Source organism: Limnobacter sp. 130, from assembly GCF_902506325.1.
GTDB lineage: Bacteria > Pseudomonadota > Gammaproteobacteria > Burkholderiales > Burkholderiaceae_B > Limnobacter.
The window spans coordinates 443,162-456,845 of sequence record NZ_LR732328.1; the positions used below are offsets into that span (position 1 = coordinate 443,162).

At 52.1% G+C, this 13,684-nt stretch carries 12 protein-coding genes; 3 read left to right on the forward strand and 9 right to left on the reverse strand.

The features are described 5' to 3' along the window. Nucleotide 1: 1 nt before the first annotated feature. Both FRIGORI9N_RS02135 and FRIGORI9N_RS02140 read right to left on the reverse strand, forming a co-directional pair. On the reverse strand, nucleotides 2-1,282 hold the full coding sequence (locus FRIGORI9N_RS02135; protein WP_159568260.1) for an FAD-binding domain-containing protein: 1,281 nt from the start codon (nucleotides 1,280-1,282) through the stop codon (nucleotides 2-4). Between the two features lie 31 nt (nucleotides 1,283-1,313). Further along, the gene (locus tag FRIGORI9N_RS02140) at nucleotides 1,314-2,060 is read right to left on the reverse strand and encodes an SDR family NAD(P)-dependent oxidoreductase (protein ID WP_159568261.1); all 747 of its coding nucleotides are present in this window, start codon (nucleotides 2,058-2,060) and stop codon (nucleotides 1,314-1,316) included. A gap of 151 nt (nucleotides 2,061-2,211) precedes the next feature. Between FRIGORI9N_RS02140 and FRIGORI9N_RS02145 the strand changes: the two genes are divergently transcribed. Further along, nucleotides 2,212-2,988 (forward strand): enoyl-CoA hydratase, encoded by a 777-nt coding sequence (locus tag FRIGORI9N_RS02145; RefSeq protein ID WP_159568262.1) that lies wholly within the window; start codon nucleotides 2,212-2,214, stop codon nucleotides 2,986-2,988. A gap of 619 nt (nucleotides 2,989-3,607) precedes the next feature. Here the strand turns inward: FRIGORI9N_RS02145 and FRIGORI9N_RS02150 are convergent. Genes FRIGORI9N_RS02150 through tyrS form a run of 6 tightly spaced genes read right to left on the reverse strand, consistent with a single transcriptional unit; the run spans nucleotide 3,608 to nucleotide 9,216 of the window. Beyond that, complete coding sequence (locus FRIGORI9N_RS02150) at nucleotides 3,608-4,237, reverse strand: riboflavin synthase (RefSeq protein WP_159568263.1); 630 nt, start codon at nucleotides 4,235-4,237, stop codon at nucleotides 3,608-3,610. Between the two features lie 8 nt (nucleotides 4,238-4,245). Beyond that, nucleotides 4,246-5,379 carry a bifunctional diaminohydroxyphosphoribosylaminopyrimidine deaminase/5-amino-6-(5-phosphoribosylamino)uracil reductase RibD gene (gene ribD / locus FRIGORI9N_RS02155; protein ID WP_159568264.1) on the reverse strand — a complete coding sequence of 378 codons (1,134 nt, stop codon included), beginning with the start codon at nucleotides 5,377-5,379 and terminating at the stop codon, nucleotides 4,246-4,248. A 14-nt stretch (nucleotides 5,380-5,393) separates the two neighbouring features. Then, nucleotides 5,394-5,906 (reverse strand): transcriptional regulator NrdR, encoded by a 513-nt coding sequence (gene nrdR / locus FRIGORI9N_RS02160; RefSeq protein WP_159568265.1) that lies wholly within the window; start codon nucleotides 5,904-5,906, stop codon nucleotides 5,394-5,396. 18 nt (nucleotides 5,907-5,924) lie between these two features. Further along, the gene (gene glyA / locus FRIGORI9N_RS02165; protein WP_159568266.1) at nucleotides 5,925-7,169 is read right to left on the reverse strand and encodes a serine hydroxymethyltransferase; all 1,245 of its coding nucleotides are present in this window, start codon (nucleotides 7,167-7,169) and stop codon (nucleotides 5,925-5,927) included. Between the two features lie 53 nt (nucleotides 7,170-7,222). Further along, nucleotides 7,223-7,948: a histidine phosphatase family protein gene (locus FRIGORI9N_RS02170; RefSeq protein ID WP_159568267.1), complete on the reverse strand. Its 726-nt coding sequence runs from the start codon at nucleotides 7,946-7,948 to the stop codon at nucleotides 7,223-7,225. After that, nucleotides 7,945-9,216 carry a tyrosine--tRNA ligase gene (tyrS, locus tag FRIGORI9N_RS02175; RefSeq protein WP_159568268.1) on the reverse strand — a complete coding sequence of 424 codons (1,272 nt, stop codon included), beginning with the start codon at nucleotides 9,214-9,216 and terminating at the stop codon, nucleotides 7,945-7,947. Before tyrS ends, FRIGORI9N_RS02170 begins: the two co-directional genes overlap by 4 nt. 281 nt (nucleotides 9,217-9,497) lie before the next feature. Here tyrS and FRIGORI9N_RS02180 point away from each other — a divergent pair, with 281 nt between their 5' ends. Then, a complete protein-coding gene (locus FRIGORI9N_RS02180) occupies nucleotides 9,498-10,733 on the forward strand; it encodes a peptidoglycan DD-metalloendopeptidase family protein (protein WP_159568269.1) in 1,236 nt (411 codons plus the stop codon). 3 nt (nucleotides 10,734-10,736) lie between these two features. Further along, nucleotides 10,737-11,855, forward strand: coding sequence for an anhydro-N-acetylmuramic acid kinase (locus FRIGORI9N_RS02185; RefSeq protein WP_159568270.1), 1,119 nt, complete (start codon nucleotides 10,737-10,739; stop codon nucleotides 11,853-11,855). A gap of 15 nt (nucleotides 11,856-11,870) precedes the next feature. Here FRIGORI9N_RS02185 and FRIGORI9N_RS02190 read toward each other — a convergent pair whose 3' ends face one another. Then, on the reverse strand, nucleotides 11,871-13,676 hold the full coding sequence (locus FRIGORI9N_RS02190) for a HAMP domain-containing sensor histidine kinase (RefSeq protein WP_236550778.1): 1,806 nt from the start codon (nucleotides 13,674-13,676) through the stop codon (nucleotides 11,871-11,873). Between the last annotated feature and the right edge of the window lie 8 nt (nucleotides 13,677-13,684).

Consider the following 13,684-nt stretch of genomic DNA (forward strand, 5'->3'; position numbering starts at 1 on the left):
GTCATTCCATCAATATTGCGCCATGTACAGCTTCTTCAAGGCTTCCGGCCATCAAGGTGGTCTCCCTGTAAAAACGTGAAAAGCTCTGCTGAAAACGAGAAGGGCTGGGTAGCAGTTTGTCTTCCGCGTTCCATCGAACCGGAAAACAACGGCCCATCATCACATAGCCTGAATTCAATGTTTCCCTCAACTCAAACTCGGTGCCTGTTTGAATAAAGCGAGCCAGCATGGTTGCGCAGTGAGCAATGTCATCGGTGTTCACAACCCATATTTGATCGCAACCGGTTTCCATGGCATTCAGCACGAAATCCCAGCGTTGTTTGCTCCAGGGGTGGGCTTTGTGAAATGCGCAGTCAATCAAGCCCACGCGCAACTCGCCGGTTTGCGTCAAATCAAAGCAGGCTTTGAGCTCCCAAGGGTGCACCAAATTAATCTTCTTGAAATTGCCCATCAAGCTACTGCATGAGTCAACACCAGCCTGTTGACGAAGGTCCACTGTCTTGCGTTTTAGCGTGTCGGTCAACAGTTCAAGATCAAAGTTGTGGCATCCCGGTTCCTGCGCGCCAATCGCGGGCGCATTTCTTTCGCATCCCACATCGCGTTTGCTCCGGGCAATCGATTCCAAGTCTTCATAATCGGTATCAATGGCCGTCCCGCTGCAATTCCACATCGGTGCATATTTCTTGACATTGTCCGAGTTGAAAACATAGGGTTTGTGGCTAAACGTCCCAGCCACCCATTGCCAGCTCAAGTGGTTAGATGCCAGGTCCCCGTCCAGCAGGTGGGCGTACATCCAGTCAGCGCCCACTTTCCAGTGCACTTTTCGCATGTGAACCACATAGGACGCTATCCACATCCGGACATGGTTGTGCAAATAGCCAGTCTCATAAAGAAGGGCAACTCCAGCATCGATTGCTGCAACCCCTGTTCGGCCTTCCCGAATGTCGCCTGGCAACTGCGAGCTGTACTTGCCCGACCACACTGGTCTGCGGACATCGCTCAATATTCCGTTACCCAACTCAGCATGTGCGTGTTTGAAGAACTCCCGCCACGCAAATTCAAAGATCAGCTTGTCCTCGAAACTCAGGCGATACTTCTCCATCAATATTTGGGTCGCCTCTCGCACACTCAAGTAGCCATGAGTAATCCAGGGGGAAAGTCGCGTTACTGCGCCATCCAGAAAATTCCGGGTGCGGCTGTACCTTGCCGGGTCCACTGTCGCAAGTGCGTTCAGTGCAGCAAGGCGGCTGGGTTCAAATTTGACGGGTGTTTGGTGCTGCATGACTGTGGCTCTTTATAGGATTGAATGGGGTTTACTTCACAAGAGGGCGGATATTCCTGAACCCGCCGTCCACATTCAACACTGCGCCTGTCATGCGGCTGGCCCCTGCGCCTAGCAACCAGTACATGGCCTGCGCTACCTCACCGGGCTGGTTGACGCCCTGCAATGGGTATTGCTTGGCGCTTGCTGCACGCATCATGTCACTTTTCAAAAAAGCCGATGCAATCGGTGAGTCGGTCAGGCCCGGGGCCACCACATTGATTCGAATATTGTCAGCCGCGTGTGTGGCCGCAGCCGACTTGGCCAAACCCTCAATGCCCGCCTTTGCAGCAGCGATCGCCTCGTGATTGGGAACACCAATACCAGTGGCGCAGGTGGACACCAACACGGCAGAACCGCCTTGCGCATTGGTTTTTGCATGTTTTAAAAACGCACGCAACCCATACATGGCTGAAAACAGGTTGACCTGCATCACACTGTCAATTTGAGCGTCGGTGGTTTTGGTTAAAGGGGCAACCAGGATAGAACCCACACAGTGCGCGTAGCCATCCACTTGTTTTCCCAGGCTGTTCATCGTTTCAAATGCGGCATTTACGGATCCAGAGTCGCAGGCCTGCGTCTCTAATATATGTACACCTGGTGTATGGCCATATAGCGCCTCAAGTACCGATGCATCCCGACCTGCCGCAATCACCTCTTGTCCAGAATCCACACACAACTGAATCAATTCCTGGGCGATTGCACTGTTGGCGCCCATAACGAATATGCACTTTGTCATTCTTTACTGCCTGTTTTGTCCAAGGTGAAGCTATTTTGTCCTAGACAGAAAATAAAGTCACGTCTTGATTCAAAACTCTTTAAGGTCGGTGAATACTCGAATTTCAGCGGTTAGACTTTCTCCATCCCTATTAATAAGCAGGAGACTGACCATGACATATGAAACCATCCTCGTAGAAACCATCGGCAAGGTGGGCTTGGTGCGTTTGAATCGCCCCCAAGTACTGAATGCACTGAATGACCAACTGATGACTGAGCTCGGCGACGCCCTAATGGCTTTCGATTCCGACGACAACATTGGCGCAATGGTAGTTACAGGCAGCGACAAAGCTTTCGCTGCCGGTGCGGACATCGGAGCGATGTCCTCATTTACTTATATGGATGTGTACAAAAGCGAATACATCACACGCAACTGGGAAACCATACGCAATGTACGCAAACCAGTGATTGCAGCGGTACGTGGGTTCGCTTTGGGCGGTGGTTGTGAATTGGCCATGATGACCGACTTCATCATTTGTGCCGACACGGCCAAATTCGGTCAGCCAGAAATCAAGCTCGGCATCATTCCTGGTGCAGGTGGTACACAGCGCCTGCCGCGTGCAATCAGCAAAGCCAAAGCGATGGATCTGTGTCTGACTGGCCGTTTAATGGATGCAGCTGAGGCGGAGCGAGCCGGGCTCGTGTCGCGTGTTGTTCCCGCAGACAAGTGTCTGGATGAAGCCATTGAGGCCGCCACTATTATTGCAGCGTATTCAAATCCGTCGGTCATGATGGCCAAAGAGAGCATTAACCGAGCATTCGAGGGTTCTTTGTCAGAGGGAATGCTGTTTGAGCGTCGCATGTTCCACAGTTTGTTTGCCACAGAAGACCAAAAAGAGGGCATGTCTGCCTTTGTGGAGAAGCGCAAACCCAATTTCACCAACAAATAAGACCCAATTTTCGAATTAATTTGAATTAATTTGTAATTAAATTGGTGCCAGCAGCCATTTAAGGTGCGGTGAAACCAAAAAAATTGAAATATTTTCAGGGCTCCTTCGGGAGCCTGTTTTTTGTGCAATTCTGGAAAAAATCCTTGTGCGTCAGAGGCTTGTTTTGGTCTGCGTGTGGGGTGTTTGGAACACACTTTTGACGCGCTGCAGAAAAATACAAATTTCTTCGCAAAAGTGTTTGACAGGTTTTGGATTGATGTGCATAATCTCGTTTCTCTGCTGCACGACAAGCAGGACGAAACGAAGCAAGCAAGCGGTTCTTCAAGGTTTTAAGTAGTAATGAAGAGCAGCAAGGTTAGCAGAAATTTCGAAGCGATCTTTAACAAGTTAACAGCCGATAAGTGTGGGCACTGACCAGATGGGTTTAAGGTTTGTTCTTTTCTCAAAAAGAATGACTTTGAATCACGCGTATGTCGTCGGCCCACTCGAATACCGAATCGGGTACGAAAATTTTTACGACAAAGAGAACATCAAAGCCGATGGATACACCATCACAGTGAACTACACGTTCTAATAAAAAAGGGGGGCTTCTGGGCCCCCCTTTGTACCACCAAGCTGATTAGCCTTGATTCAAATTCATGGTTTTCACAATTCGTTCGCAGTAGCGCGCAATCTGATCAATTTCCAGATTCACCGGGCTGCCAGCCTTCAAGTGTTTGAGCGTGGTCATTTGAACGGTGTGTGGGATCAGGTTGATGTGAATGTCGCATTCACCTGTGGCATGGTCGTCCACTTTGTTGACGGTCAAACTGACGCCGTTTACTGTCACTGAGCCCTTGTAGGCAAAGAACGGCGACAGGGTTTTCGGCGCGCGAATTTGCAGGTGCCAGCTTTCACCCACGGGTGAAAAATCAACCACGTCACCCAGTCCGTCTACATGACCGCTTACCAAATGCCCGCCCACGCGATCAGACAATCGCATTGCTTTTTCAAGGTTGACCTCTCCCGGCTGGCTCAAGCCCACGGTTTTCGACAAACTTTCCTGCGATACATCGACGTGAAAGGTTTGAGCTTCCATGGCCACCACTGTCATGCAAGCGCCTTGAATGGCAATGCTGTCACCCAGTTTGACATCTGAAAAATCGAGCGTGGGTGCATGCACAGCGAGTCGAACTCCCGCGTATGCAGAGTTTTGAAGGGGCTCTACAGTTTTAATTTGTCCAATTGATTCAATGATGCCGGTGAACATGTTTGCTACTACTCCTGATTATTTCGAACCCACGTAATGCGCAGGTCTTGTCCTTTTTGTTCAAACGAATGAATGGCCCAGTCCACATAGGCGGGGAGGGCATCAAGTTCAGGCAAGCGGAACAGGCCTTGGCCTGGTCCCAGGAAGCGCGGGGCAATGTATTGAACGATTTCATCCACCAACCCGGCTTGCAGGAAAGACCCGTTCAATCCAAAACCTGCCTCAAGATGAAGTTCATTGATGCCACGTGCGGCCAGTTCTTGCAACAGCCGCAACAGGTCGGTTTTCACTTTGCCTGCATGCAGGCCCGCGGCAACAGGCGCCACGTTCAGTGCTTCGATATTGACGGCATTGGGGTGGGTGCTCAGCCATGCGGGTGGCTGCAGCTCTGTGTGGGCAATCAGCACCTTGCCGGTTTGCAGCAATCGCGCATCGGGCGATATTTCCAGCTTGCTGTCCACGACCACCTTCAGTGGCTGGCGTTCGGTGTCGATGCCGCGCACATTCAATTGTGGGTTGTCCGCTTTCACTGTGCCAATGCCGCTGAGTACAGCACAGGCCTGCGCACGCAGGTGGTGTCCGTCCAGTCGCGCTTCTTCGCCTGTGATCCACTGGCTTACGCCATTGTTCAGCGCGCTGATGCCGTCTGCGCTGCTGGCTACTTTCAATCGCACCCAGGGGCGCTTGTGTTCCATGCGGCTGAAAAAGCCCCGGTTGATCCAACGGGCATTTTCAATTAAAACGCCATGGGACGTTTCAATGCCTGCTGCTTGCAAAATGGCCATGCCCTGGCCTGCCACCAGTGGGTTGGGGTCGAGTACGGCGGCAACAACCCGTTTTACACCGGTGCCCACCAGCGCTTCTGCGCAAGGGCCTGTGCGGCCATGGTGTGCGCAGGGTTCAAGGGTGACATAGGCTGTGCTGTCTTGCAGGGAAATACCGCGCGCTTTGGCGTCGGCGATGGCTTGCACTTCGGCGTGACCTTCGCCTGCCCTGGCATGAAAGCCTTCAGCAATGGCAACGCCATCGCGTACAAACACGCAACCCACGCGTGGATTTGGCGTGGTGCTGTACTGGCCCTTCCAAGCCAGGTTCAGCGCCTGCTGCATCCAGTGTTCGTCGTTGTGATGAATACTAGCCATGGCCTCAGTTACTTTTAAACGCCTTTTTTGACAGTGGAACGGGCTTTGGGTTTGGGTGCGCTTGCTACGTTCTCGGCAGGTGCGGTCAGGTGGGCAATTTCTTCCGAGAAACTTTGCAGGTCTTCGAAGCTTTTGTAGACCGATGCAAAGCGAATGTAGGCAACGGTATCCAGTTGTTTGAGTTGCTGCATCACCAACTCGCCTAAAAACTTGGTGTCGACCTCGCGCGCTGCGCTCACCAGCAGTTTTTCTTCAATACTTGAAATGGCTTCATCAATGGCCTCGGCGCGAACGGGGCGTTTGCGCAGGGCAAGCATTAAGCTGCCACGCAATTTGTCGCGAGAAAACTCAACTCGGGAGCCGTCTTTTTTGACGATGGCGGGCAGAAACAGTTCTGCCCGTTCGTAGGTGGTGAATCGTTTGCCACAACTGCTGCATTGCCTGCGGCGGCGAATCGCGTCGCCTTCTTCAGACGTACGCGAGTCGACCACCTGGGTGTCGGCGTTGCCACAGAAGGGGCATTTCATAACGCCGCCGCCCCTTGCTTACTTGTAAACAGGGAACTGGCTGGTCAATTCCTTGACCTTGGCACGAACGGTGGCCAATGTGGCTTCGTCCTCTGGGTTTTCCAAAACGTCGGCGAGCAAGTGGCCAACCGCGCGGGCTTGCTCTTCCTTGAAGCCGCGAGTGGTCATGGCCGGGCTGCCCAAGCGAATGCCGCTGGTTACAAATGGCTTTTCAGGGTCATTTGGAATGGCGTTTTTGTTCACGGTAATGTGCGCGTTGCCCAAAGCCGCTTCGGCTGCTTTGCCGGTAATGCCCTTGGCCCGCAGGTCAACCAGCATGACGTGGCTTTCGGTGCGACCAGAGACAATGCGCAAACCGCGCTCGACCAGTGTTTCAGCCAATGCTTTGGCGTTCAATACCACTTGTTGCTGGTATTCCTTGAATGAAGGCTGCAGGGCTTCGTGGAAAGCCACAGCTTTACCGGCGATTACGTGCATCAAAGGGCCACCCTGAATGCCAGGGAAAATCGCACTGTTGATTTTCTTGGCCAGTTCTTCTTTCATCAAGATGATACCGCCGCGTGGGCCACGCAGTGATTTGTGCGTGGTCGATGTACATACATCAGCATGTGGCACCGGGTTGGGGTACACACCCGCTGCAATCAGACCCGCGTAGTGGGCCATGTCCACCATGAAGTAGGCGCCCACTTCCTTGGCAATTTTTGCAAAGCGTTCGAAATCAATGCGCAGTGCATAAGCCGACGCGCCGGCGATGATGATTTTTGGTTTGTGTTCACGGGCCAGGGCTTCAACCTGGTCGTAATCAATGGCTTCTTCCTTGTTCAGGCCGTAGGACACCACGTTGAACCACTTTCCAGACATGTTCAGTGGCATGCCGTGTGTAAGGTGTCCGCCTTCAGCAAGCGACAGGCCCATGATGGTGTCGCCAGGCTGCAGCAAGGCGAAGAACACGGCCTGGTTGGCCTGCGAGCCAGAGTTGGGCTGCACGTTGGCGGCTTCAGCGCCAAAAAGCTTTTTCAGGCGCTCAATGGCCAGGTCTTCAACCACGTCCACGTGCTCGCAACCGCCGTAGTAGCGCTTGCCAGGGTAACCCTCGGCGTATTTGTTGGTCAGCTGTGAACCCTGGGCTTCCATCACGGCTGGGCTCGCGTAGTTCTCAGACGCGATCAGCTCGATGTGGTCTTCCTGGCGGGTGGTTTCCTGCTGCATGGCAGTCCACAATTCTGGGTCGGTTTGGGCGATGCCCTTTTGGCGGTCAAACATAACGATTTCCGGAAAGGATTGGGTTCAAGACAAGCCCAACATTCTAAATGATTTCAAGCGATTCGACCATCGACTTCGTCCATGTTTTGGCCAGGTTTATCGTTGTTCAAATGTCCCAGCCAGGCCCACACGGGTACGCTTTTATCGCCTGAAGGCTCAATGTTGATCACGTTCAGGGCGCAGTTGGGCAGTTGCCAGTCACGTTGTTTTTCAAGCGGTTCGCCTGCGCAGTACCGGTAAATACAATCCAGTACACCGCCGTGGGCCACCAACAGCGTGGTGCGGCCTTGTTGTTCAGTTGCGATTTGTTGAAATGCAGATACTACGCGCTGGTAAAACTGCTCCAGGCTTTCGCCACCCAACAAGGGTGCATCGGGTACGCGGTTGCGAAGACTGGCAAATTCTTCTGGGCTTTTCTCGTGCATTTCATCGCCAGTCAGCCCGGACAGGTGTCCGTAGTTTCGTTCGCGCAGGCTGTTGCTCAACACGATTGCGGGGGTTTTGTCGCCATGAATTGTTTTGGCGGTGGTGTGGGCGCGGCCCAGGTCGCTGCTGACGCAATATTCGTAAAGTTGCATGCCAGCCGCTTCCAGCAGATCAAAATAACGCCGAACAAGTTGGGCCTGCAACACGCCGTGGGTATTCAGGGCAATGTCGGTGTGCCCCTGAAAACGTTTTTCCTTGTTCCAGTCTGTTTCGCCATGGCGCACCAGAATGAAACGGGTGCCCTTGGGTTTCTTGCTGACAACGGTTCGGAAATTCGAGGCGTGTGTACTCAATTCAACTGCACCCTTGCGAATCGGCGTTTGCCCACCTGAATCACATGGCTGCCTTTGGGCAGGCGGGTTGCTTTGTCAGTCACCTTTTCACCTTCAATTTTTACGCCACCTTGTTGAATGTTCCGGTTGGCGTCGCTGCTGCTTTCACACAGCCCGGCTGATTTCAGTACCCACGCCAAGCCTGCGTCGGTTTCACCCTCCGGCAATTCCAAAACCACTTCGGGCATGTCGTCGGGAAGAACACCCTGCTTGAAGCGGGCTTCAAATTCAGCCAGGGCGTCCACAGCGGCTTGCTGGCTGTGAAAACGGGTCACCAGTTCCTGGGCCAGGGCCACCTTTGCATTGCGCGGATTTTCCCCATTGGCACAGGCGGTTTTAAGGGTTTCGATTTCCGCAATTGATTTGAAGCTGAGCAGGGTGTACCAGTTCCACATTAAATTGTCTGAAATCGACATCACCTTGCCAAACATGTTCGACGGGGTTTCGGTCACGCCCACGTAGTTGTTCTTGGACTTTGACATTTTGTCGGCGCCATCCGTGCCCACCAGCAACGGCATGGTCAAAACACATTGCTGGGCCTGCCCGTGTTGTTTCTGAAGTTCACGGCCCACCAGCAAGTTGAATTTCTGGTCGGTGCCGCCCATTTCCAGATCCGATTGAAGGGCCACGGAATCATAGCCTTGCATCAGCGGGTACAGAAACTCGTGAATAGCAATGGGAATACCCCCTTGATATCGCTTTGTAAAGTCTTCCCTTTCCAGCATTCTTGCAACTGTGTAGCTGGAAGCCAGTTTGATCATGCCATCGGCGCCCAAGGGCATGCACCATTCACTGTTGAATCGAATTTCAGTTTTGTCAGCATCCAGAATTTTCACAGCTTGCTGATGGTAGGTTTTGGCGTTTTCCTGAATTTGCTCGCGAGTCAACGGTGGGCGTGTGCTGTTTCGACCGGAAGGGTCGCCGATCATCGAGGTGAAGTCGCCAATCAGGAAAATAACCTGATGGCCCAGGTCTTGAAGTTGGCGAAGCTTGTTGAGTACCACGGTGTGACCCAAATGAATGTCGGGTGCCGTAGGGTCCAATCCCAATTTGATGCGCAGGGGTTTGCCTGTTTTTTCGCTTTGAACCAGTTTCTGAATCCACTCCGATTCAATTAACAGTTCTTCGCAGCCGCGCTTGGTCACTTCAAGTGCGTGCCGAACGGAATCAGACAAATTCTCAGTAATTTCCGTAATTTTGGGGGGGCTACTATCAGGTGACTGGTTCATTTGGCAATCCTTTGTTACACTCTTGCAAACTTCAGTGTTGTATTTTTGAAAATAAAGCTGATTGTGGGCGATCGGCTCGTGAACTTTCACACCTCTAAAACTAAAACATGATGCTTCAGAATTTACTAGAGCGAGCAATCGCCGCATGGGGACAGGGTTTTTCTCTTACCAAGCACCTTATCAAGTCGGGGTGGCAATATGCCGACTCCGCGCTTCCCCAATCTCACAATCATAGAAAGTGGGTCATTGTAGGGTTTTTTTCGTTCCCTGTTCTTGGTGCAGTGGTTGCAATCGCTGGCTCTGTTCAAAATTCCCCGGTCGATTCCGCCCTGTTGAACTCCGAGGTCGTGGTCGAGGCTGTGGAGTTGAATTTGGCCGAACAGGGCGTGTACACCTTTGACCCTTTGGTGGCTGAAGAACGTATTCGCCGGGGCGATACCCTAGTGGGTTTGCTTGACCGAATGGGCGTAAACACCAGCGGCTTGGCGGCTTTTTTGGGGCAAGACAAAACAGCGCGTAACCTGGTTAATTTGCGCGCCGGACGAGTGCTCACGGTTCAACAAACTGCCGACGGTGATTTGCAATGGCTGCGCTACAAAAGCGGTATCGATGAAGACAGCCAGGAATCGATTCTGGTTCAAAAAACAAATGGTCAATTCACCGCCAAGCTTGAATCGGTAAATTTTCAGAAGCAAATCGTATTTCGTTCTGGGCAAATTGAGTCTTCCCTGTTCGCTGCGGCTGACAAGTCCGGGATGCCAGATTCCGTCGCAATTCAGCTGACAGAAATTTTCGGTTCTGACATCGATTTTCACCGTGAGCTACGCAAGGGCGACGAGTTCAAGGTGGTGTATGAAGACCTGACCCTCGAAGGCCGTTCTGCGCGAGCGGGTCGGGTATTGGCCGTAGAATTTGTGAACAACAACAAGCCGTTCAAGGCCTATTGGTTTGCGCCAAGCGGTAACCGCAATGCGGGGTATTACAACGAGGAAGGCCGTAGCCTGAAAAAGTCTTTCCTGCGCTCACCCCTCGCATTCTCACGCATTTCCTCGGGTTTCACCCCCCGTCGTTTCCATCCGATCCAACAGCGCTGGAAAGCGCACAACGGCGTTGATTACGCAGCGCCCACGGGCACGCCCATCATGGCCACCGCAAGTGGTACGGTCAAGTTCGCCGGCACCCAGAACGGTTATGGAAATTTTGTTGAAATACAGCATCACAGTGGTTACAGCACTGCGTATGCGCACCTATCCCGTTTTGGCAAAGGTGTGCGCGTGGGGCAGAAAGTTGAGCAAGGCGATGTAATTGGTTACGTGGGTTCCACTGGGTGGGCAACCGGCCCGCACCTGCATTATGAGTTCCGTGTGAACCGCGTTCCTAAAAATCCCTTGAGTATTACCGTTGCACAGGCCGAGCCGCTGGATCGCAACTCCTTCGGTGAGTTCAAGCGGGTACAGTTGGCACTGGATCGTCGCATGGAGTTGGCTACCGCGCAACGTTTGGCCCGTGCCCAATAAGCCATGATTGCCTTGGGCGCCATGTCTGGCACCAGTACAGATGGTGTTGACGTTGCGGCAGTTCAAATTGATCCTGACTCTCAGGAAATGCGGTTTCTCGGCGTGTTCAGTGCCGAGTTTCCGCCTGAGTTAAAGCAAGTACTGTTGTCCCTACAGGAAATCCCCCCTCGTTTTGCTCCCAATATTGACCCAATCGCCACGCTTTTACAGGCCCGGAAAGATCTGACAGATCAATACGCTGGCGCGGTCAATGAATTGCTGTCTTTTCTTGGACTTGATTCTGGCGATGTGCGGGTACTGGGTGCCCATGGGCAAACACTTCGTCATCGCCCCGATCTTGGGTATACCTATCAAATGCTCGACGGGGCTTTGCTGGCCAGCCAAACAGGCATTGATGTCGTACATGATTTTCGGTCTAAAGATATCGCATTGGGCGGGCAGGGTGCTCCCCTTGTTCCTGCCTTTCACCAAGCCTGGTTGAATGGTAAGGGTGTTTACGATCAAACTGCGGTCTTGAACCTGGGTGGCTTTTCAAACTTGACTGTGCTGAATGGGCAAGGTCAGGCCCTGACAGGGGGGGATTGCGGTCCCGCCAACTGTTTAATGGACCTGTGGGCTCAACGTGCCTTCAGTTTGCCGATGGATCAAGATGGCGAGATCGCTGCCATGGGTAGTCCAGACACGGACCTGCTTGAACGTTTTTGGGCGCATCCTTTCTTTCATCAATCTTGGCCAAAGAGTACGGGTCGCGATGATTTCAGCGCGCAGTGGTTTGAGCAATGCCTTGCCGATTCGAATCAACTTTCTTCCGAAGACATAATGGCAACGTTGCTGGCCTTGACGGTGAGGGCGGTGAAGTCGTGTTTGCCCGTGTTGGTTGAACAAGTGTATGTGTGTGGCGGTGGCGCGAGAAACAGCACTTTGATTGGCCAGTTGCGTTGTGAATGCGCACCGGCCGACGTGCTGCCAATTGAGAACCTAGGCCTGCCAGCACAGGCGGTTGAGGCAACTGCGTTTGCCTGGTTGGGTGTGCAGTATCTACTGAACCTGGCGGGCAACTGCCCTACGGTTACGGGTGCAAGCAGACCCGCAGTTCTGGGTGCTTTGCATACGGCCAAGTAAAAAACCTGGCGGTGGTTAGTTTGGTATCAGTGAATTAGTAATATTTTTGCCGGCAATTTTTGAATCGCTCTGCGGGGTGTTGAATTCTGGCGGTGTTTTCTCCCTATGTGGAAAAAGTTCGGATATCACGCTAAGACAGGCGTCAGCTTGACCTGGGATCAACGGAATTCGAATCATTTCATGTCCAAACTCAACTTGAGGGTTGTTTTCCTGGCTCGCGTTGTAGATCAAAATACAGCAGGGCTCATAGTCAAGCAGAGATCCAAGAAGTTTCAGTTGCTCAATGGCATTTACCTTTTGCGCCGGGTCGCCTGCATACAGTATGTAAACAGGTGACATGCCTTTGCGTAGGGCGGTAAGGTAAGCTCGATAGGCACCGTTGCGATTGAACTCCACCTTGTCGAACCCTTGAACGGGTAGCTTTCGTTGAATTTCGAGCAAATGCTCATTGCTCATGGCCATTACTTGGGCTTCAAATACCATTTGGGCAGTCAAAGCGGGTCGCTTGTTGCGGTGGTTGACTTCAGCCTCTTCGGGCAATATCACTTCGAATACCGAACCGGCCAGGTTACCGTCGTAATACCGGTTGCGGCATTCTGTTTTGGCAAGTATCTGCTCGCTTAGGTCTCTAACGATGTTGGAGCCATGCCCCCAGCCTTTGTTGTGCGCCGCCACTTTGTTGTTTTCGACGCCCGAACCTGTGTCTGCGATCTGAATGCTCACCCGCCCTTTTCGTCTTCGCAGTCCTACGACCACGCCACCTTTGTTGGTGTATTTGATGGCATTGTCCAGTCCATTGCGAATTATTTTCGACAGAGCTTCTTTGTTGCTCATGACTGTGATTTCACTGGGTACATACCGAATCTGAAGTTCTTTAACGTCCGCCAGCATCCGGTATTCTTCAATCAGCGGCGCAAGAATGTCGTGAACTGCGACCGGGGCCATTGGGGCTGAGTGCTCAACCTGGGGGTACTTGATTGCATTGCCCAATTGATCAAAAAAATCCTCAAGCATGTTTTTTAGTGCTTTTTGAGCCGTTTGAATGTGCTGATACCGAGCGGTTACCTCTGGGTCTTTCGAGATGGCTTTCCCCACGCTGGCCAATATTCCCAAGGTGCTAAGGGGTTGGCGCAGGTCATGCCGAAAGTCTTTTAAAACCCGTCGTCCCCGAAATGCGAACTTCATGATGTCTTGATCAATTCTTGTCTGTCCTTCAAGCCCTTTTTTGGTACGTGTACGTGAAAAATCCTGAAACACCATGTGAAAAACACAGGTACCGAGCAGGATGTAAAACAGAACCTTGACCACAGAGAAGTCGATAAGCAAGGCCAGATCTGTGGACGTAGAGGCATGGAAGAGTCCGTTGACGATGCAATACAGCACGCTGAAATACACGGCCTTGATTAACGTGACCTTGGGCAAATTGCTGTAGGTTTTGGTGATGATCAATAAACAGACCGCTTGAATGCCAATAAATACGGTGTAGACCAGGCCAGAGGTGGTGAACATATCGGCAAGCGCTGTAATGCACGCAATTGAAAAGGGCACCAAAGCTGATCGTTCTGCGGAGACAAGGCCTCGTTTTCGACCCAGAAAAGCGCTGCCAAAAAACAAAAATGAAAGCAATTGAAAGGCGGCGTGTACCGGATCACCATGTTGAAGTACTGGTTGTGTGTCGAAACCAAGAATGATGAATCCCAGCAGAACCACACCAATCACGGCGGCTGCGTTCTGCCGTTGATTGGGAAGGTGATTTGCAAAGAATGGGTATAAGGCAATACCCAGCAGTACGGCTAACCCTGATAGTGAACTGTCTGTCATTTTATAGT

What these genes read in the sequence shown, in the direction of transcription:
- FRIGORI9N_RS02135 (WP_159568260.1), bottom strand. Translation starts at nt 1,282, where the DNA reads ATGCAGCACCAAACACCCGTCAAATTTGAACCCAGCCGCCTTGCTGCA.
- FRIGORI9N_RS02185 (WP_159568270.1), top strand. Translation starts at nt 10,737, where the DNA reads ATGATTGCCTTGGGCGCCATGTCTGGCACCAGTACAGATGGTGTTGAC.
- nrdR (WP_159568265.1), bottom strand. Translation starts at nt 5,906, where the DNA reads ATGAAATGCCCCTTCTGTGGCAACGCCGACACCCAGGTGGTCGACTCG.
- FRIGORI9N_RS02140 (WP_159568261.1), bottom strand. Translation starts at nt 2,060, where the DNA reads ATGACAAAGTGCATATTCGTTATGGGCGCCAACAGTGCAATCGCCCAG.
- ribD (WP_159568264.1), bottom strand. Translation starts at nt 5,379, where the DNA reads ATGGCTAGTATTCATCACAACGACGAACACTGGATGCAGCAGGCGCTG.
- FRIGORI9N_RS02190 (WP_236550778.1), bottom strand. Translation starts at nt 13,676, where the DNA reads ATGACAGACAGTTCACTATCAGGGTTAGCCGTACTGCTGGGTATTGCC.
- FRIGORI9N_RS02150 (WP_159568263.1), bottom strand. Translation starts at nt 4,237, where the DNA reads ATGTTCACCGGCATCATTGAATCAATTGGACAAATTAAAACTGTAGAG.
- glyA (WP_159568266.1), bottom strand. Translation starts at nt 7,169, where the DNA reads ATGTTTGACCGCCAAAAGGGCATCGCCCAAACCGACCCAGAATTGTGG.
- FRIGORI9N_RS02145 (WP_159568262.1), top strand. Translation starts at nt 2,212, where the DNA reads ATGACATATGAAACCATCCTCGTAGAAACCATCGGCAAGGTGGGCTTG.
- tyrS (WP_159568268.1), bottom strand. Translation starts at nt 9,216, where the DNA reads ATGAACCAGTCACCTGATAGTAGCCCCCCCAAAATTACGGAAATTACT.